Genomic DNA, 19,464 nt, shown 5'->3' with positions numbered 1-19,464 from the left:
GCCGAACGGAATTCGCGCGCCGGCGTAACCGACCGGCGCTTCACGCAGCCGGCGCTATCCGCCCGACCGACGCACGCGTCCGGGCGATTTCCGCTTCGAGCCAGTCGAGAAACCGCCTGACCTGCGGCTCGCGCTCCCGCCCCGGCCGGCACAGCGCGACGAAGCGCGCACCGGCGAGCCGCACCGCGGGCTCGATCGGCTTCAACGCGCCGCGCTCGACATGCTCGGCGGCCAGCACGGAACTGAGCAGCGCGACACCCTGCCCGTGCAGCACGGCCTGCAACGCGTAATGCTCGTCGTCGTAATGGCGAAACACCGCGCGCTCGAGCCACGCTTCCCGGCCCGCCGCGCGGCACCACGACGCCCAGTCGACCGACACGGGCAGCGGCGTATCCCACACGGTCTCGATCAGGTCGAGCGGCTCGTCGGTGCGATGCGCGTCGAACCCGGCCGCCGCATACGCACCGAAATATTCGTCGATCAACGCGATCTCGTGCAGCGCGGGAAACCGGCGCGACGTCGCGCGAATCGCGAGATCGATCCGTGCATCCCGTTCGAGATCGACGAGCGCGTTGCCCGTTTCGACCTTGATGTGCAGATGCGGATCGACGCGACGAAACGCGCCGAGACGCGGAATCAGCCACATCGCCGCAAAGGCGGGCGTGGTGGTCAGCACGAGCGCACGCTCGTCGGCCGCATCCGGACGCACCGCGTCGAGCCCGCGACTCAACGCCAGCAACGCATCGTGACTCGCGCGAAACAGCCGCTCGCCTTCTTCCGTCAGCCGCACGCCGCCCGCGCCGCGCTCGAACAGCAGCACGCCGACGCGGCTCTCGAGCGACTTGATCTGGTGCGACACGGCGGCCGGCGTCACGGACAGTTCATCGGCTGCGGCCTTGAACGTGCCGAGCCGTGCCGACGCTTCGAATACACGCAATGCGGTCAGGGGAATTTTCGAGAACACGGAGCCTCGCGGGCCGGACGCGGCCAGGTTGAATTCGATTCAATCGGGGTGAGATTAGGTGAATTGAAGCAGGTGCGCAACGCGGCTAGCCTTGCGGGACGTCGCGGCATGCCGCCGCGGCGGTTGCCCTCGAACCGGAGGAACCCGTGCAAGGCCTACCGCGCAGGATCACGCAGGCGGTGCTCTACGAAGCGATCGCCATTTCCTGCATCTCGCCCGTGATCGCGGCGATCTTCAAGCAGGATCTCGTCTATTCAGGCGCGCTGTCGGCGACGATGTCGGCGATCGCGATGCTGTGGAACCTGATCTTCAACGCGCTGTTCGAGCGCTGGGAAGCGTCGCGCCGGCAGCCGGCGCGTACGCTCGGGCGGCGCATACTGCACGCCACCGGATTCGAGGGCGGACTGATCTTCATCCTCGTGCCGGTCGTGTCGGGGTGGCTCGACATCTCGTGGTTCGACGCGTTCGTCGTCGATATCGGGCTGTTCGCGTTCTTCTTCTGCTACGCGTTCGTGTTCCAGTGGGCGTTCGACCGCGTGTTCGACGTGCCGGCGGCGACGAAGCAGTCGTGAGCCGGGCGCCTATGCCCCCGCGGCAATTTTCGGCAACTGCCAGCCGAACCTCACCGCCGCCATCCGCAGCGCAAAGCACGCGACGCCGCCGAGCACGGCCGCGACAACGGGCGGGCAACCGAGTCGCCGGCACAACACGACAACGACCGCGCCGAGCAGTGCCGCGCTCGCATAGATGTCCGTGACCAGCACGACGGGAATCCGCGCGAGCAGCACATCGCGCACCACGCCGCCCCCACAGCCGGTCACGGCGCCCATCAGCGTGGCAATGAACGGATGGACGCGGAATTCGAGCGCCTTCACCGCGCCCGCTACCGCGAACAGCGCGAGGCCGGCCGCATCGAGCGTCGTCAGCAGCGACGGCGAGAACGACGCGACCCGCGCATGAAACACGAAGGCGAACAGCCCGGCAGCGAACGCGAGCGCCGGATAACGCCAGTCGCTCACGGCGCTCGGCGGGCGCGCGCCGATCAACAGGTCGCGAATCACGCCACCGCCGAGCGCGACGACGAGCGACAGCACCATCACCCCGAACAGGTCGAGGCCGGCGCCGATCGCCGCATTGGCGCCCTCGATCGCGAACACCGCCGTGCCCGCGAGATCGGCGGCGAGCACGACTTGCTCGATGCGCTTCATGCGAGTGAATGGCCGATGTGAAGCATCGTCCGGTTGCTGCGTGCGCCGACCGAAGCCGACGGATTGTTCGGCCGCGTGCCGGCTGCGTGTCGCCGTCCGGATGCATCGAGCGGGTTGCGGGTCATCGTCGTCTCCTCGATCGGGGATCGAGCAGTCTAGCGCATCGTCCGGCGACCGTCGGCCGAAGCGCGAAGCAGATCCGTCGAACGGCGCGTGTCGTTATCTGAGCGGCGCGAATCCGTATTGCGACGGATGCCCGGCCAGAATCCAGTTCGGATACGCATCGATACATGCGCGTTCGATGCAGTCCGCGACGCGCTGCGGCGCGTCGGCCTGCACGAGATCGATCGGCGCGAAAATCCGGTGATCGACTCGGCCGGCCGTCAGCGTCAGATGAAACGGCAGCAGCACGGCACCGGCACGCGCGCCGATCGTGAACACACCGCGGTGAATCCGTGCCGGCCGCCCGAACATCATGACCTCGATCGTCGCCATCGGAAAGCGCTGCATCAGGTACGGCGGCGCGTCGGCGAACACGGCGGCCACGCCGTCGCGCCGGAGTGCCTGCAACACGCGCAGCCCGAGCGCATTCCGGTTGGTTTCGTCGTAGGTGTGCAGCACGCGCAGGTTCGGCACCAGCGTCGCCTCCAGGCCGCCATACGCTTCCCGCGCGACACCCGATACGATCGCGATCCCCGGCAATCGCAACGCGTCGCGCAATGCGTCGATCACGCACACGTTCGCAAACTGCGATACGTAGTGAAACGGCGACACGATCACCGGGCGCCCACCCGCGTCGTCGCGGATTGTGCCGATCGCCAGCGCGAGCGCGTGTGCAGCCGCTTCGAGGCCCGACCAACCTGGCGCGCGCCCGGCGGCACGCTCCACGAGCAGGCGCCGATCGACGAGGGATTCGAGCTCGCGTGCCGCCATCGTCCGCCACGCGTGCGCCGGGGAAAGCGCGACATGCTCGCGTCCCCATTCGTAGCGCAATCGTCCGGCCCAGCGCGCGCGCGGGCTGCTAACGCTCCGCATGAGCCATGTCGCGAGCGCCAGCCGTTCGAGCGCGCGGCCCGACAGGCGCAGCAGGCATCGATCGCGCCAGCCGGCGCGGCACAGCACCTTATCGCCCATCGTTCGCCAACCATCCGCTGATCCGCGCGATGTCGTCGAAATCCAGCGACGCAACGTCGGCTTTCAACGTGAGGTATGCGGCCAGCATCTCGTAATGCGCGTCCAGCCGCGCCTTGCGGCTCGCAAACAGCGTCTCGTACGCGCGCAGCACATCGAGATTCGACCGGCTGCCGACCTGATAACCGATTCGCGTTGCATCCAGCGTGCGCACGTTGGCCTGCACGAGCCGGCCGAGCAGCTCGCCGCGCTGCCGTGCCCAGTACAGCCGCTGAAACGCCTCGCGCGTGTCCGCGCCCGCCTGCCTGGTCGCAGCCTGCAGCAAGCTGCCCGCCTTGTCTTCCGCCGCCAGCGCCTGCCCCAGCCGCGCCTGGATGTCCCCGCCGGTCAGCAACGGAATCGAGATCGTCAGCATCGCGGTCGTCGTGGTCGTCGGCTGGGCGAAGCCGGCCGCCGCGCCCGCCGGCGTATGGCTGGCGGTCAGGTTCACGACCGGATAGCGTTGCGCGCGCACCCGACGCGCGTCGTCGCCCGCATCGCGTACGTCGAGCTGGCCGATTTGAACCGGGTAGCTCTTCTGCTCGGCCTGTGCCACCCAATAGCCGCTATCGTCCGGATCGATTCGAAGCACCGGCTGCTCGTCCGGCACGCGCGCTATCGTGCCGAGCGGCCGGCCGGTCAGCGTTTCGACGATCCGCCGCCGCGAATCGACCGCCTGCTGCGCGTCGATCTGCTGCAGTCTCGCGGCATCGAGCTGCGCCTGCGCCTCGCGTACGTCGATCAATGTCGCTTCGCCGGCCGCCTGTCGGCGCACTGTGATCGCATGCTGCTCGGTCACTGCCTCCAGGTAATCGGTCGCTCGCGTGAGTTCGTCGGTCGCCGCCAGCACGTCGAAATACGCGCGCCCGGTGCGCAGCATCAGCGCCTGCCGTGCACGCGCATACGTAAGCTCGGCCTTCGCGGCAGCGGTGCCGGCCTGCCGATACGCGATCCAGCGCTCCCAGTCGAACAGCGGCTGCGTCAGCGATACGGTCCAGCCGTTCTGCCAGTAGCGCATCGGCGGAACATCGCGCATCACGATACGGTTGTACGTCCGCCCCCATCCGGCGTCGATCCTCGGCAGCAGCGCCGCCCGCGCACGCGGCACGCCGAGCCGGCCGATCTCGACGTCGGCGCGCACGCCGGCAAGCTCCGCATCGTGGTCGAGCGCGTCCGTCACGACGGACATCAGGTCATCGGCATAGGCGTAAGCCGGCGCCAGCACGACCGCCGCGACCAGCACGACGCGTGCGACGATCATGCGGCCCCCGCGCGATCGCCCGGCACCAGCACGCCGTCCACCAGTTCGTAGCAGCGCTCGAACGTGGCGGCAAGCGAGCGATCGTGCGTGATGACCACCACGGTTCGCCCGATGCGTTGCAGGAGCGCCCCGATACGCCGCACCGACGCCGCATCGAGATTCGACGTGGGCTCGTCGAGCAGCATCAATTCCGCCGGCTGATACAGCGCGCGCGCCAGCAGCAGCCGTTGCCGCTGGCCGGCCGAGATGTTCGCGATCGAGTCGCTGATGATCGTCCGCGTGCGCATCGGCAGGCGCATCACGTCGTCCAGCAGACCGACTTCGTCGAGCAGACGATTGATGCGCGCATGATCGATCCGTGCGCTGAACAGCGAGATATTGTCGGCAATCGAGCCGCGCAGGATCAGGTCGCCCTGCCGCATCTGCGTGATGTGGCGGCGAACCTCGTCGACCGCGAGGTTCGCATAGCCCACGCCGTTCAACCGGACGTCGCCCTGCTGCGCATGCTCGGCGGCCGCCAGCAGCTTGAAGATCGTCGACTTCCCGCAGCCGGACGGCCCCACGATCGCGATCCGGTCGCCGCGCCGGATCGTGAGATCCACGCCGGTCAGCACCCGGCGATCCGACGCGCCATACGAGAACGAAACGTTGCGCATCTCGATCGACTCGAAACGCTGCGTCTCGGCCGCGCGGCCCGCCTGCTCCAATGGCGTGTAGCGCTCGGGTTCGCCCTCGACGATATCGGCGACGCGCGCAGCCGGCACCGTCAGCATCAGCCGCCCGAACAGCGCATTGATGGCCTGCGCGAGCCGCTCAGACGCGAGCGACTTGTAGATCATGAACGAATAGAACACGCCGACCGAGATCTTGCCGTCGAGCATCAGCCCGGCCGACAGCCAGGTAATCGCAATCGCGTCGGCGTAGTCGACGAACTTGAGCACCGCATCGCGCCCGGCCGTGAGCTTCTCGCTGTGCAGCGCCGTGGCCGCATAGGCCTTGAACTTCGCCATGTAGATCGCCGTGCGCCGCGTCTCGCCCGACGCGAGCTTGATCAGCGACGCACCGCGGATCGTCTCGAACAGCAGGTCCTCGCATTCGGCGGTTCGTTCGAGCACCAGCATGTGCGCGTCGCGCATCGGCGGATAGAGCGCGAACGCCACGCCGACGTACACCGCGAAGATGGCGAGCGCGACACCCGCCAGCAACCGGCTCTGCACGAGCATCAGCAGCACCGCGATGACGCCTACCGCGGCGTCGATCCGCAGCGAGATCGCGGTCCGCACCGCGAAGTCGTTGATCTCGTCGTGCGATTTGACGCGCGCGAACACGTCGCCGACGTTGCGCTTCTCGAAATAGGGAATCGGATGGCGCAGCAATTGCCCGATCAGCCCTTCGGTCATGTTCACGCTGACCAGCGTGTGAATCAGCGCGCTCAGATACGACTCGACGAAGCGGCCGAAGACGCCGATCGCGAAAATGCTCGCGAACGTCACAGCGAGGATCTGCAGCAAGTTGCGGTTGTCGCTGGTCACGACCTGGTCGAGCACCAGATTGCCGAAATACGGCAGCGCCAGGATCGCGCACTGGCTGCCGAGCGCGACGAACAGCAGCTTGCCGATCTGCGCGCGCAACTGCGGGTTCAGCGCCCTGACACGCGCCAGCGCGGCCGGCACGCGCGAACGGGCGCGGATACGCGGCAGGCCGGGGGTGGGCGCACATTCGAGCAGGTAGCCGGACACGCTCGCCAGGAACATGTCGAGCGCGACGCGGCGTCGCCCGACGGCGGGATCGATCACCTGCACGTAACCGCGCCGCACGCGCTCGAAGACCACGAAATGCGCGCCGCCGAAATGGACGATCGAGCCGGGCTTGATGTCCGCCAGATCGCCGGCATCGAAACGGTATGCCTGAACCGCCAGCCCAAAATCGGTCGCGACGTCGTACAGGTCCATCAGCGACAGGCCGTGAGACGACACCGGCCGGCTCGCCGCGATCTCCCGCACGTCGGTCGCGCGCCCGAGATGGGTGAGCACCATGGCCAGACACGCATATCCGCAGTCCGCGACTTCATTCTGGTAAATCACGCGCACGCGTCAACTCCGGATCATCTGGAACAACGGTTCGAACACCCATTCCGCAATCGTGCGGCGCTCGACGACGACGCTCGCCGTCCCGCGCATGCCGGGCAGGATACGCAGCGGCGGGTGCGACGAGCCGAAGGTCGTGCCGCGCAATGTCGCCCATGCCATGTAATCGACCGGCCGCGCGCCGGCCGGCGCCGATGCAGGCGATGAAGCGGTGGCCGCGGTCATCGTCGTATCCGAAATCGAATCGATGCGAGCGGCGACACTGCCGAAACGCGCATAGGGAAAGGCGTCGAGCTTGATTCGAACCGTCTGCCCCTCCCGGACGAAGCCGCGCTGGCGGGACGGAATGCGAAGCGCCGCGGACAGCGCCGGTTTCGGGCTGGTGGAAATCACGAGTGCGACGTCGTCGGATTCGAGCGTATTGCCCGGCACGAGACCGGAAAACGTCACGACGCCGTCGCCGGGCGCCGATACGGTCACGTCGCGCCGGGCCGCCTCGTAACGCATGTCGATGTCCTGCACTTCGCGATCGCGCTGTGCACGCAACTCGCGGATTTGCGCGTCGAGTTCGCGGCGACCGCCGCGCAGGGTTTCGAGATCGGCTAGCAGCGCCTGATGCCGCGCATCGCCCTGCGCAATCTCGGCTTCGTTCTGACGGACTTCGATGCGCGCCTGCTCGATACGATCGGCGATCACGTAGTCGGCCGCGCCCTCGAGACGCGCGAGCCGGCGCCGCGCATCGTCACCCATCTGCCGCATGCGGAATTGCCGGTCGCCGAGCGCAGCGAGCTCGCGCATGCGCGCCGCCTCCGTACGCTCGACCGCGTGCATTCGCGCGGTCAATGCGGTCACGCGATCGTCGAACTGGGCATTCGTCGCCGCGGTCTGCCGGTCGCGCAGCGCCTCGTCGAAGACCGGCCTCGGGCGACCGTCGGTCGACAGCGTCAGGTCACGTGTCAGCCGGAACAGCGGCTGCCCCTTGCGTACCGTCGCGGCCGGCGCGACGTACACCGCGGTCACGAGACCGTCGTGACCGGTGATTCTGACGTCGGACGGGGAGATGATCTCGCACGGCACGTCGCGCTTCAGCTCGATTTCCTTGACGAACGCGAACACGACACCCACGACGACGATGACCGATGCGCAGTATGCGATCCAGCGCCACGACACATCCGTGAAGCGCGGTATTTTTCCAGCTTCCCAATCCAATTTCGATATTCCGCGGTCGAACTGCCTGTCGCGGCGAGATGTGCGCGCATCACGCGACACCTGCGCCGTACGTGAACGCGCCGGCGCGATGCCGGCGCGTTGCTCCCGATGGGCGGGATCAGGCCGGTGGCCGAACCGTCCCGCCGCCACCGCCGGTGGGCGGCTTCGTGGTCGGAGGCGTCGTCGGTGGTGTCGGTCGAGACGGCGTCGAGCGGGTCGTCGGGGGCGACGCACGTCGCTTGCAGCACCCCCCTGCCAGTTGTGACTGCGCCAGTGAAGCACGATCGATTTTCTGCACCTTCATACTCCTTGCGTTGGAAAGAACTGATGGAAACATGCGGCAGCGGCGCGGCATGTCACTGGTACGACATCGTGAACGTCGCGGCCCCGTTGGCCGTGCCGCCCGTGATCGTGGACGCGGTGCGGATATAGCGCGCCGAAAACGGCGCCTCGTACACCGTGTTGTTGACGGTGCGGATCGGCACCTGGTTCGGATTGCCCGCCGCCGCGGAATCGGGGCCGAACGAGATCGGCTGCGTGCCGGACAGGATCTGGATACCCAGGCCCGTCGCACTCGAAGCGCTCGTCAGAGACAGCACGTTGGAACGGTTGCCCGGCGACGTGACGTCGGTAAACGTCACCGCGACCCGTGAAGACACGCCGCGGCAATCGATCGAAATGCCGAGCGGCACGGAAGGCGACACGCTGCCGACCTTCTGGAACGTGTTCGCGCCGACCTGGCCGAATTGCACGCTGATGCTGCGCGACGTGACGGTGCAACTCTGCGGGACGACCTTCACCTGCGGCGTCGACAACGTCACCTTCGACGCCGTCAGGCCACCGAGACGCTGCGTGAAAAGCAGGCCGCCGGACACCGATGTGTTGGGCGATACTTCGCCCGTCTTGACGAGCTCCAGCACGATCGGCGTACCGAGGTAGATGTAGCACTTGCCGCTCGCCGGATAGCCGCATCGCGACGGTGTATTGAAGACCGACACGGGAACGGTGTACGAACCGGTGTCGGGAACATAGTCGTCCGCGCCGAGGCGCAACCGGAAACCGAGACCCGGCGCATTCGTCGGGATGATGCCGTTGGAAGAACTCGCGCCCGAACCGCTCGTGTTGTCGACGGTCGTTCCCGTCGTGCAGTAGACACCGACCGGGTACGACTGATTGAACGCGTAGGAAAACCGGGTGCTCGCGACGACGGCGCCAACCGGCGCATCGCGCGGGACCGTGACGCTCGCCGGCAGCGACAGCGAAGCGAGATAAATGCCCCCGCTGCCGAGTTCGCAAGCCGCCCTCGCACTCGACGGCAACACCCCGCACGCCAGCAGCAGCCCTCCGATGCAGAACCCGGGCAGATGGCGGCGCACCCGCCCCGCCTTGACGGATGTGTCGCTCCGCGCGTTGAAACGACTTCGAGCATTCATTCGGTGTCTCCTCGACTGGTAACCGACTCGCGAGCCGCCGACGCTGCCTCGTCAGGCTCGCTACGATGCGCAGGAACCGTGTGTTCGCCGTGGCCGATACGTCACGCGGCTGCGTGTCGTTTCCGGTGTTGCCCGCTCCGATCTTCGGTCGGTTGTGCAGGAAGTCGCTACCCCATCCTCGGCGGAAACATGGTCGCCAGCAAAAAGCACTCGCAAACAGCGATGCGGCACCTGGCCGCCAGCTTTTTATGCGAAGCGACCATTCTCAGTCTTCGTGGGACCGAATCCAATCGTACGAGTCAGAAATGTTTACCGAATATTCATGCGCGGGACATGCATCGATCCGCAGCCGTCGTGTCGTATTTTTGATCTCGGACGGCAATGTCGAACATGTCGCAACGTGTCCGTGGGACAGAAGAGGCGGAGCACCGGGTGCGCACCAATGTAAAACGCCCGTCCCGTTTTCACGGTGACGGGCGTTTGCCGGTCGGGCCGGGCTACGCGTCGTTCAATGCACGCCGAGATACGCCTTCACCGCCGGCAGGCCGGGCTTGCCGTCGAGCGTCGTCACGCCGGCCAGCCACTTGTCGAGGGCTTGCGGGTTCGCCTTCAGCCAGTCGGCGGCGGCCTTGTTCGGGTCCTGCTTGTTCATGATCGGCACCATCACGTGGTTCTCGATCGACGTCGTGAACTGCAGGTTCGACACGAACTTCGCGACGTTCGGGCAGCGTTGCGCGTAATCGGGCGGGGTTGCCGTCAGCACCTTCGCTTCGCCGTAGTTCGGGCCGAACACGTCGTCGCCGCCGGTCAGGTAGTCGATCTTCATCTGCACGTTCATCGGATGCGGTTCCCAGCCGAGGAACACGATCCACTGCTTGTCGCGGGCCGCGCGATTCACTTCGACCAGCATCCCGGCCTCGCTCGACTCGACCAGCTTGAACTTGCCGAGGCCGAACTGGTTGCCGTCGATCATCTTCTTGATCAGCGCATTGCCGTCGTTGCCCGGCTCGATCCCGTAGATCTTGCCGTTCAGCTTGTCCGCGTACTTCTGGATGTCCGCGAACGACTTCAGGCCGCCCTGGTACACGTAGTCGGGCACCGCGAGCGTGTATTTCGCGCCGGTCAGGTTCGGCGTCGCGAGCACCTTGATCGTGCCGGCCTTCGTGAACGGCTGGATGATCGGGTCCATCGTCGGCGACCAGTAGCCGAGGAACACGTCGATCTGCTTGCTCTTGATCCCCGCGAACGTGATCGGCACCGAGGCGATCGTCTTCGTCGGGTTGTAGCCGAGCCCCTGCAGCATCGTCGACGCGAGGCCCGTGGTCGCCGCGATGTCGGACCAGCCGACATCGGCGAAGCGCACGTTCTTGCATACGGGCGGATCGGCCGCATAAACGGCCGACATCGGCGCGGTCACCCCGATCCCGCACACCGCTGCGATCAATAGGCGCTTCATCTTGCTTCTCCTCAAAGTGATGTCGTTTGCTTGAATGCGGGATCGTTTATTGAAGCCGCGCGCCGCGATCCCGGCGACGTCGCGGACCGACGGATTGCCGCGGCTCAGCGCCCGGGCAGCCGGCGCTCGTAGCTCGGCGCATGGCCGAACTGCGCGCGGTATGCCTTGCTGAAATGACACGGCGAATGAAAGCCGCAGACCGTCGTCACGCGTGCGATCGATGCATCGGTCGTGCGCAGCAGGTCGCGGGCGCGTTTCAGGCGCAGCGTCAGGTAATAGTGGGTCGGCGATACGTTCAGGTACACCTTGAACATGCGCTGCAGATGCCGCTGCGACAGCCGCACGAGCCGCGCGAGCTCCTCGAGCGACAGCGGCTCCTCGATGTTCGCCTCCATCAGCCGCACGACCTCGATCAGCTCCGCGCGCGAGAAGCCGACCCGCGCATCGACCGGAATCGGCTGCGTATCGGTCGAGCTGCGAATGCGCTCCAGGATGAACTGCTCGGATACCTGCGCGGCCAGTTGCTGGCCGAACCGCATGCCGACGAGGTTCAGCATCAGGTCGAGCGGCGCGGTGCCGCCCGTGCAGGTCAGCCGGTCGCGATCGACGACGAACAACTCGTCGGCGAAGCCCACTCGCGGGAATTCGGAATGAAGCGCGGACAGGTTCTCCCAGTGCACGGTGCAGCGATAGCCGTCGAGCAGCCCGCTCGACATCAGCGCATAGGCGCCCGTGCAGATGCCGCCGAGCGGCAGCCCGCGTTCGGCGAGCGCCGCGAGCGTATCGCGCGCGCCCTCGTCGACCACGTCGCGGATGCGGATGCCGCCGCACACGATCATCACGTCGGGCAGGTTGTCGTAGTCGAGCGCCTGCGTGGGCCGCACCGCGATGCCGTTGCTGGCATGCGCGGGCGCGCCGTCGAGCGAGTAGATCGACCACTTGTAGTGATCCGCCCGCCCGACGTAGTTCGCCATCCGAAGCACTTCGACCGCGCTCGAGAACGCGATCATCGAGAAGTTCGGCAGCGTCAGGAAGCCGAAATGGGCGAGGGACGAAACCGGTGAAACGCAGGCGGCGGGCGCGACAGCGACGGCGGACGTCACATCGGTCTCCTGGCGAGGAGGTTGCAGAAGGTCAGCCCCGCGGCCGAAGCCGCAGGAGCCGTTATCCATTCAGGGTGAGCGGCCAGCGTGTTGCCGGCCGCCGGAGATCAGGCCTGCGCGGGCGCAGCCTTCACGCGAAAGAGTTGCTTGAGGCCGGAGAACAGCGGCGCCTTCACGGTGCCCGGCGCGCGGCCGAAGCTCTCCGTGATGCGATCCAGAATGATCGCGAGCAGCACGACCGACAGGCCGCTCTCGAAGCCGAGACCGATGTCGAGACGCTGGATACTCGCGAGCACGTCGTTGCCGAGGCCGCCCGCGCCGACCATCGACGCGATGATCACCATCGACAGCGCCATCATGATCGTCTGGTTCACGCCCTGCATGATCGACGGCAGCGCGTTCGGGAACTGCACCTTGTACAGCAGCTGCCACGGCGTGCAGCCGAATGCCTGGCCGGCTTCGACGATCTCGCGGTTCACGTGACGGATGCCGAGGCTCGTGAGACGCACCGCGGGCGGCATCGCGAAGATCACCGTCGACAGGATCCCCGGCACGCGGCCGAGACCGAACAGCATCGCGGCCGGAATCAGGTAGACGAACGCGGGCATCGTCTGCATCAGGTCGAGAATCGGGCGCACGATCGCGGCGACCCACTTGCTCTTCGCGGCCCAGATGCCGAGCGGGATGCCGAGCACGAGGCTGATGATCGTCGACGACAGCGTGAGGCCAAGCGTGATGACCGTCTGATCCCAGAAGCCCGTCGCGAAGATCAGCAGCAGCGACAGCGTGGTGAACAGCGCGAAGCGCCAGCCCACCCGCCACAGCCCGACGCCGATGAAGATCGCCATCATCAGCCACATCGGGATCGCCTGCAGGCCATGCTCGACGAATGCCGCGAGCCCCTCGATCGCTTGACCGATCGCGTCGAACGTCTTCGCGTCGTGGTCGAGCAGGTAGTGAACGGACTGGTCGACCCAGGTACCGAGCGGAATCATTTCAGACATGGGAGCCTCGCGAACGCGTGATGGCCTTCAGGATGAGCGCACGATCGACCGAGCCGCAGTAGCAGCCGTCGTCGTCGACGACGGGCAGTGCATTCGGGCTCGCGACCACGCGCGCGACGACATGTTCGAGCGACGCATCGCGCCGGATGCTTTCGATCGGCCGCACGGACGGCGTGTCCTCGCCGAGCGCCTCGCGCGTGACGAAGCCGCGGATCTTGCGTGCGGCGTCGAGCACGAACGCGTATTCGGCGCTGCCGTTCAGCGAAGCCGCGACGTTCGCGGCATCGCACTTCGACACGAGCGGCACGGCGCCCGTCTGCATCAGGTCGCCGGCGGTGAGGTAGCGGCTGGTGTCGATGCCGTCGAAGAACGCGCGGACGTAATCGTCGGCCGGGTTCGCGATGATGTCCTGCGGCGTGCCGACCTGCACGAGGCGGCCGCCCTCCATGATCGCGATGCGGTTGCCGATGCGCAGCGCTTCCTCGAGATCGTGCGACACGAACATGATCGTGCGGCGCTGCTCCTTCTGCAGTTGCAGCAGCACGTCCTGCATTTCGCGGCGCTTGAGCGGATCGAGTGCGGAGAACGCCTCGTCCATGATCATCAGCGACGGGTTCACGGCCAGCGCGCGGGCGAGGCCGACGCGCTGCTGCATCCCGCCCGACAGCTCGGACGGCAGCTTGTGCGAGAACGGCGCGAGACCGACCTGCTCGAGCACTTCCATCGCACGGCGCTCGCGCTCCTTCTTGCCCATGCCGCCGACTTCGAGCCCGAACGCGGCATTCGACACGACGGTGCGATGCGGCATCAGCGCGAACGACTGGAACACCATGCTCATGTCCTTGCGGCGCAGCGCGGTCAGCGCCGAGCGGCGCGCCGACGCGACGTCGAGCCCGTCGATCAGCACCTTGCCGGCGCTCGGATCGACCAGCCGGTTCACGAGGCGGATCAGCGTGGACTTGCCGGAACCGGACAGGCCCATCAGCACGAAAATTTCGCCTTCCTGCACATCGAAGGAGACGTTGTGCACGCCGACGACCTGGCCGGTGCGCTTGAGCACATCGTCCTTCGTCGCGCCGGCGGCGAGCATGTCGAGCGCCTGCTGCGGATTGCTTCCAAACACCTTGCACAGACCTTCGACCACAACCTTGGGGGCATCCATCGAAACCTTCTCCTCGTGTAGCGGGGACTCGCGCTTGTCATAGCGTGCCTACATAGTTGCCAGAAAAAACCCCGGCCTGCCGACGAATTACGACAAACGCTTGCGCAAATACGACACGCCCGACAGCCCCGCCGGGCGGCCCGCGCAGCCGATTGCGGCGGCGCAATACGCGCACCGCCAGCAACGACGGGCGTCACCCGGCGGCCTTGTGCGCAGCAACGCGCCAAACGACACATGAGGTTTTGCGCCAGGCCGCCTCCGGCACGCGTCGCTTTACGACAAGTTCACGTCCGTTCCGGCGCCGATCTATTCAGACGAAAGCGCGCGCCGCATTCGCCAGTAAAAAGCATGACCGTGCAAAAAACCGGATGGCGACACCGGACGGCGCACGCCGCGATACCGCGTCAAACCCGGGAATCGGCGAATGCACGCTGTGATACATTCGCCGCAAACACGCCGATCGCGACGTTGCCGTGAGCCTTTCTCCAGCAGGCTCAGCCGCACGACGCGCGCATGCCGGTTCGCCTGCCGGCCGTGCTGAAACCACCTCGATCCGGTGCGATCCGCGATCGAAGGACGATAACGACAGTGAGAGGGAGCAAGGCGTTGAACTGGGCATTCGCCGTAATCGGTTTCATCGTGGGCGGCATCGCCGCGTTGATCGGGGATTTCTCGGCCGGGAGCGGCTCGCTGCTCGGGGCCGCCGTCGGATTCTGCATCGGGCACGCGCTGCGCCAACGCAAGCAGCAAAACCAGCGAGCTACGACCGACGCGTTCGCGCTCTCCGCGACGCCGCCGACCCCATTACCGCTCGCCGATCGCGTCGCGCGCCTCGAGGCAACCGTCGACACGCTCACGCGCGAACTCGACGTGCTGCGCGCCCAACTGGCGGGCGCGAAGGCTGGCGCGGCGACCTCCGGCGACATCGCGCAAACGGCTTCGGCCGGTGCCTCCGCCGCGCCGCTGCCAGCCCACGTTCCGGCCACGCCCACGCCACGACCTGTCGCCGCACGGGCCGACACACCGGCATCCAGTTCGACGCCGGCCCCTGCCGTGGCACCCGCACCGGCAACCGCAGCCCGCACCGCCGCTGCGGCCGCTCAGGCCAATACCACCGCCAGCCCACCCGCCACTCCGACCCGCCTTGCCCCGCCCGCACCACCCGCACCACGCGAACCCGGCCTCGCCGAACGCGCGTTCGGCGCCGCGCGCGACTGGCTGCTCGGCGGCAATACGGTCGTGCGTGTCGGGATCATCGTGCTGTTCTTCGGCGTCGCGTTCCTGCTCAAGTACGCGGCCGACAACGACATGCTGCCGATCGAATTCCGCCTCGCGGGCACGGCGCTCGCCGCGGCCGCGCTGCTCGCGATCGGCTGGCGCGTGCGGGCGCGCCGCGCCGCATACGGCCTCGTGCTGCAAGGCGGCGGCGTCGGCATCCTGTACCTGACGATCTTCGCCGCGACCAAGCTGTATGCGCTGCTGCCCGTCGGCGCCGCGTTCCCGCTGATGGTCGCGGTCTGCGCGCTGGGCGCGTTCCTCGCGGTGCGGCAGAACGCGCTGCCGCTCGCGTTCATGGGCAGCGCGGGCGGCTTCCTCGCACCGATCCTGCTGTCGACCGGACAGGGCAACCACGTCGCGCTGTTCAGCTACTACGCACTGCTGAACGCGGGCATCTTCGCAATCGCGTGGTTCAAGGCGTGGCGCCCGCTGAACCTGCTCGGCTTCGTGTTCACGTTCACGATCGGCTCCGCGTGGGGCGTGACGGCCTATCGCCCCGCGCTGTTCGCGAGCACCGAGCCGTTCCTCATCCTGTTCTTCCTGATGTATGTCGGCATCGCGCTGCTGTATGCGGTGAAACGCGAACTCGCGCTGCGGCACTATGTGGACGGCACGCTCGTGTTCGGCACGCCGATCGTCGCGACCGCGCTGCAGGCGTCGCTCGTGAAGGGCATGCCGTTCGGGCTCGCGTGGAGCGCGGTCGCGCTGTCGGCGTTCTACGTCGCGGTCGCCGCATGGCTCGCGCGGCGCCGCGATCGCCTCGGGCTGCTGTTCGAATCGATGTTCGCGCTCGCGGTCATCTTCGCGACGCTCGCGGTGCCGCTCGCGTTCTCGGGGCCGACGACCAGCGCCGCGTGGGCCATCGAAGGCGCGGCCGTCGTGTGGCTCGGCGTGCGCCAGAAGCGCCTGATCGCGTTCGGCTTCGGGCTGCTGATGCAGGTCGCCGCGGCCGGCGCGTTCTTCACGAGCCTGCTCGGGCCGGCCGACCCGGCTGCGCTGCCGGTGCTCAACGGCCCGACTATCGCGATGCTGCTGATCGCGCTCGCCGGCCTGTTCACCGGCTGGTGGCTGCACGGGCGCGGCGAAGCGCGCGCATGGCACGCGTGGATGCCCGAGATCGGTGTCGCGGCTGCCGCGTGGGGGCTGCTGTGGTGGGTAAGCGGCGGGCTGCACGAGATCCTCGTCCATGCGAGCCGTCACGTCGACCTGCATGCCGACCGCTTCGTCATCGATACGACCGCGCTGTTCGCGGCCGGTACCGCATGGCTCGCGCACGTCGCGCGCCGCCGGCTCGCGTGGCCGCTCGCCGAATGGCCCGCGCTCGCGCTCACGCCGGTGCTGGCGCTGCTCGCACTGCGCGCGTTCGATGCGCACGAAGCGCCGCTGTCGGGCATGGGCGCGTTCGCATGGCCGGTGGCCGTCGGCGCCGGGTTTGCACTGCTGTGGCGCCAGTCGCGCGGCACGATCGGCGCCGCTGCCGCGAACGGCGCGGCGCATTCCGTTGCAGCAAGCATCCTCGCGCCGCTGCATACGCTGGCGTTCTGGACCCTGTGCGGGCTGCTGTCGCTCGAAGGTTTCTGGCGCCTGCGCACGTTCGTCCCGGAAGGCGCCTGGAGCTGGAGCGCATGGGCGTACGGCTTCGGCGCGCTGCTCCTGCTCGTGTCGGGCCCCGGCTCGCGCCTGCGCTGGCCGGTCGCCGCGTTCCCGCGCGCGTATCAGGTGTGGGGAGCCGCGCCGCTCGCCGCGCTGCTGTGGCTGTGGAGCCTCGCCAGCACGGCAAGCGACGGCGACGCCTCTCCGCTCTTCTGGCTGCCGCTGCTCAATCCGCTCGACGTCGCGCAGGCTCTCGTGTTCGTCGCGTTCGCCGTGTGGCTGCGTCGCCTGAAGACGCTCGGCGTCGCGTGGCATCCGCGCGTCGTCGACTATCTGGCGATCGCGACCGTGTTCCTGTGGTTCAACGCGCTGCTGCTGCGCACGCTGCATCACCGCTTCCACCTGGGCTACGACATCGACACCGTGCTGTCGTCGTTCGGTATCCAGCAAGTGTTCATGGTCGGCTGGAGCCTGTTCGCATTCGCCGGGATGTGGCTCACGCGCCGCGACGGCATCGCCCGCCTCTGCGCGTTCGCGTCGCTGCCGCTGATCGTCGTGATGTGGGTGTGGACTTTCTACGCGAACTTCACGCAGGACGGCGGAAGCTGGGCGCGCGTGCCACTGTTCAACCCGCTCGATCTCGTGCTCGCGGTCGTCTATGCGCTCGCCGCGTCGTGGTTCGTGCGCGCGCTCAGGCTCGGCTGGTCGTTCGGCAACTATCGCGTCGAGCTGCTGGGTGCGGCCGGCGCGACCGGATTCCTGTGGCTGAACGCGATCCTGCTGCGCACGCTGCATCACTGGGCCGGCGTGCCGTACGAATTCGGCGCGATGGCCGAATCGACGCTCGTGCAGGCGTCGGTATCCGTGTACTGGACGGTCTGCGCGCTCGCGATCACGATCTGGGCCACGCGCCGCGGGCTGCGACCGCTGTGGTTCGTCGGCGCCGCGCTGCTCGCGCTCACGGTCGTCAAGCTGTTCCTGTTCGACCTGTCGCACGTCACCGGCATCGAGCGGATCGTATCGTTCATCGGCATCGGCGTACTGCTGCTGTTGATCGGCTATTTCTCGCCGCTGCCGCCGAAAGCCGCCGCGCAACAGGACGGCCAGCCATGAAACGACTCGCCGCCCTGCTCGGTCTGAGCCTGCTCGCGTCGTTCGCGGCCGCCGACGGCGCGCCGAACGCCGGCCGCGTCACGCAGCGCTTCGCGCTCGACCTCGACGGCAGCGCCGCGTATTACCAGCTCACCGTGCCGCAGCCCGTGTATGCGGCGAGCCGGCGCGACGATCTCGGCGACGTGCGTATCTTCAACGGCGCGGGCGAGCCGGTGCCGTACTCGCTCGACGCACCCGCCGCGGCCGCGCCCGCCGTGCCGCCGTCCCGCGCGCCGGTGCACTGGTTCCCGCTGCCGCCCGCGCGTGCCGAGCACGGCAATGCACCGCTCGGCGTGACGGTCGGCCCGGACGGCGCGCTGCGCGCAGCCGTCGCGACGCCTTCCCGCCCTGGGCGCGGCGCGGACCTCGTCGACCTGTCGCATACCGACGGCAGCATCGACGCACTGCTCGTGCACGTGAACGACGACAGCTACCAGGGGCGCGTGTCCGTCGAAGCCAGCGACGACCTGCGCAGTTGGCGGCCGCTCGGCAGCACGCAGTTGCTGAAGGTCGGCCGCGGCAACGACATGTTGGTGCAGGAACGCATCGCGCTCGACGGCGCGGCGCCGCGCTACCTGCGACTCGACTGGCTCGACGGCGCGCCCGCGATCGCGTCGATCGACGTCGAGACGCATCCGCGCGACGCACGCGGCACCGATGCGGCGTCCGTGCCGCGCCAGTGGCGCGACGCCGTGCGGATACGCGCCGGCGCCGCGCCGGGCGAATATCTGTTCGACACCGACGGCGCGTATCCGGTCGACCGCCTGCGCATCGACCTGCCGCAGCCGAACACCGTCGCGCGCGCGACGCTGCAAAGCCGCGCCGATGCGCAGGCGCCGTGGCGCGACGTCGCGGGCGCCGTGCTGTTCCGGCTGCAGGGCAAGGGCGGCGAGCAGCGCAATCCGCCGCTCGAGTTCATCGCGAACACGGATCGCGCGTGGCGCATCGTCGTCGACATGCGCAACGGCGGGCTCGGCGGCGGCCAGCCGGCCATCGCGATCGGCTGGCATCCGGCCGCGCTGACCTTCGTCGCGCGCGGCACGCCGCCGTTTACGCTCGGCGTGGGCGACGCGTCGCTCGTGTCGTCGGCCGTGAGCCGCGACGCACTGCTGGTCGGCATGGCGCCCGAAGTGCGGCCCGCCCGCGTCGGCGCGGCGCTGCCGGCATCGGCAGTCGCGCCGGCGGCAGCCGCCGATGCGGATGCCGGGCGTCGCTACGTGCTGTGGGGCGCGCTGGTGGTGGCGGTCGGTGTGCTCGGCACGATTGCATGGCGCGTCGCGAAAGGCGGCGGCGACACGCGCAGCCGCGACGAGTGACGTCGACGTGCGTTTGCGTGCCGCTTGACGCGGCGTTCACGTTCATCGAGCAGGTGTGTTCTTTGGGA

Annotated in this window: 13 protein-coding genes and 1 pseudogene; 3 read left to right on the top strand and 11 right to left on the bottom strand. The window is 67.9% G+C overall.

What is annotated here, in order from left to right; translation table 11 throughout:
* Positions 1–40: 40 nt before the first annotated feature.
* Positions 41–964, bottom strand: a complete 924-nt coding sequence (locus tag BLS50_RS27415) for a LysR substrate-binding domain-containing protein (RefSeq protein ID WP_074805606.1) — start codon at positions 962–964, stop codon at positions 41–43.
* 146 nt (positions 965–1,110) lie between these two features.
* Here BLS50_RS27415 and BLS50_RS27410 point away from each other — a divergent pair, with 146 nt between their 5' ends.
* Positions 1,111–1,536 (top strand): PACE efflux transporter, encoded by a 426-nt coding sequence (locus tag BLS50_RS27410; protein WP_011547019.1) that lies wholly within the window; start codon positions 1,111–1,113, stop codon positions 1,534–1,536.
* Between the two features lie 9 nt (positions 1,537–1,545).
* Here the strand turns inward: BLS50_RS27410 and BLS50_RS27405 are convergent, their stop codons facing one another.
* The 10 genes and pseudogenes from BLS50_RS27405 to BLS50_RS27360 form a co-directional block, all read right to left on the bottom strand.
* Positions 1,546–2,172, bottom strand: coding sequence for a trimeric intracellular cation channel family protein (locus tag BLS50_RS27405; protein ID WP_074805603.1), 627 nt, complete (start codon positions 2,170–2,172; stop codon positions 1,546–1,548).
* A gap of 219 nt (positions 2,173–2,391) precedes the next feature.
* Positions 2,392–3,306 (bottom strand): lysophospholipid acyltransferase family protein, encoded by a 915-nt coding sequence (locus tag BLS50_RS27400; RefSeq protein WP_074805600.1) that lies wholly within the window; start codon positions 3,304–3,306, stop codon positions 2,392–2,394.
* A complete protein-coding gene (locus BLS50_RS27395; RefSeq protein ID WP_074805598.1) occupies positions 3,296–4,603 on the bottom strand; it encodes a TolC family outer membrane protein in 1,308 nt (435 codons plus the stop codon). The genes BLS50_RS27400 and BLS50_RS27395 overlap by 11 nt, the downstream gene beginning before the upstream one ends.
* Positions 4,600–6,693 (bottom strand): peptidase domain-containing ABC transporter, encoded by a 2,094-nt coding sequence (locus tag BLS50_RS27390; protein ID WP_074805595.1) that lies wholly within the window; start codon positions 6,691–6,693, stop codon positions 4,600–4,602. The genes BLS50_RS27395 and BLS50_RS27390 overlap by 4 nt, the downstream gene beginning before the upstream one ends.
* 3 nt (positions 6,694–6,696) lie before the next feature.
* Positions 6,697–7,899 carry an HlyD family secretion protein gene (locus BLS50_RS27385; protein ID WP_256334176.1) on the bottom strand — a complete coding sequence of 401 codons (1,203 nt, stop codon included), beginning with the start codon at positions 7,897–7,899 and terminating at the stop codon, positions 6,697–6,699.
* A 356-nt stretch (positions 7,900–8,255) separates the two neighbouring features.
* On the bottom strand, positions 8,256–9,332 hold the full coding sequence (locus BLS50_RS27380; RefSeq protein WP_080486928.1) for a fimbrial protein: 1,077 nt from the start codon (positions 9,330–9,332) through the stop codon (positions 8,256–8,258).
* 508 nt (positions 9,333–9,840) lie between these two features.
* The gene (locus BLS50_RS27375; protein WP_006480573.1) at positions 9,841–10,788 is read right to left on the bottom strand and encodes a choline ABC transporter substrate-binding protein; all 948 of its coding nucleotides are present in this window, start codon (positions 10,786–10,788) and stop codon (positions 9,841–9,843) included.
* Positions 10,789–10,892: 104 nt separating this feature from the next.
* On the bottom strand, positions 10,893–11,891 hold the full coding sequence (locus BLS50_RS27370; protein WP_027808672.1) for a GlxA family transcriptional regulator: 999 nt from the start codon (positions 11,889–11,891) through the stop codon (positions 10,893–10,895).
* A gap of 107 nt (positions 11,892–11,998) precedes the next feature.
* Complete coding sequence (gene choW, locus BLS50_RS27365; protein ID WP_006480571.1) at positions 11,999–12,895, bottom strand: choline ABC transporter permease subunit; 897 nt, start codon at positions 12,893–12,895, stop codon at positions 11,999–12,001.
* Positions 12,888–14,233 (bottom strand): annotated as a pseudogene (locus BLS50_RS27360) (quaternary amine ABC transporter ATP-binding protein); the annotation flags it as partial. The gene choW and the pseudogene BLS50_RS27360, both read right to left, overlap by 8 nt.
* A 430-nt stretch (positions 14,234–14,663) precedes the next feature.
* Between BLS50_RS27360 and BLS50_RS27350 the strand changes: the two are divergent.
* Positions 14,664–18,041, top strand: a complete 3,378-nt coding sequence (locus tag BLS50_RS27350; protein ID WP_074805590.1) for a DUF2339 domain-containing protein — start codon at positions 14,664–14,666, stop codon at positions 18,039–18,041.
* Complete coding sequence (locus tag BLS50_RS27345) at positions 18,038–19,396, top strand: DUF3999 domain-containing protein (protein WP_074805587.1); 1,359 nt, start codon at positions 18,038–18,040, stop codon at positions 19,394–19,396. Before BLS50_RS27350 ends, BLS50_RS27345 begins: the two co-directional genes overlap by 4 nt.
* Positions 19,397–19,464 lie beyond the last annotated feature (68 nt).

The organism is Burkholderia orbicola (assembly GCF_900100915.1).
Taxonomy (GTDB): domain Bacteria; phylum Pseudomonadota; class Gammaproteobacteria; order Burkholderiales; family Burkholderiaceae; genus Burkholderia; species Burkholderia orbicola.
The sequence above is the reverse complement of the archived record's forward strand: the minus strand, read 5'-3'. Positions and strand labels throughout refer to the sequence as shown.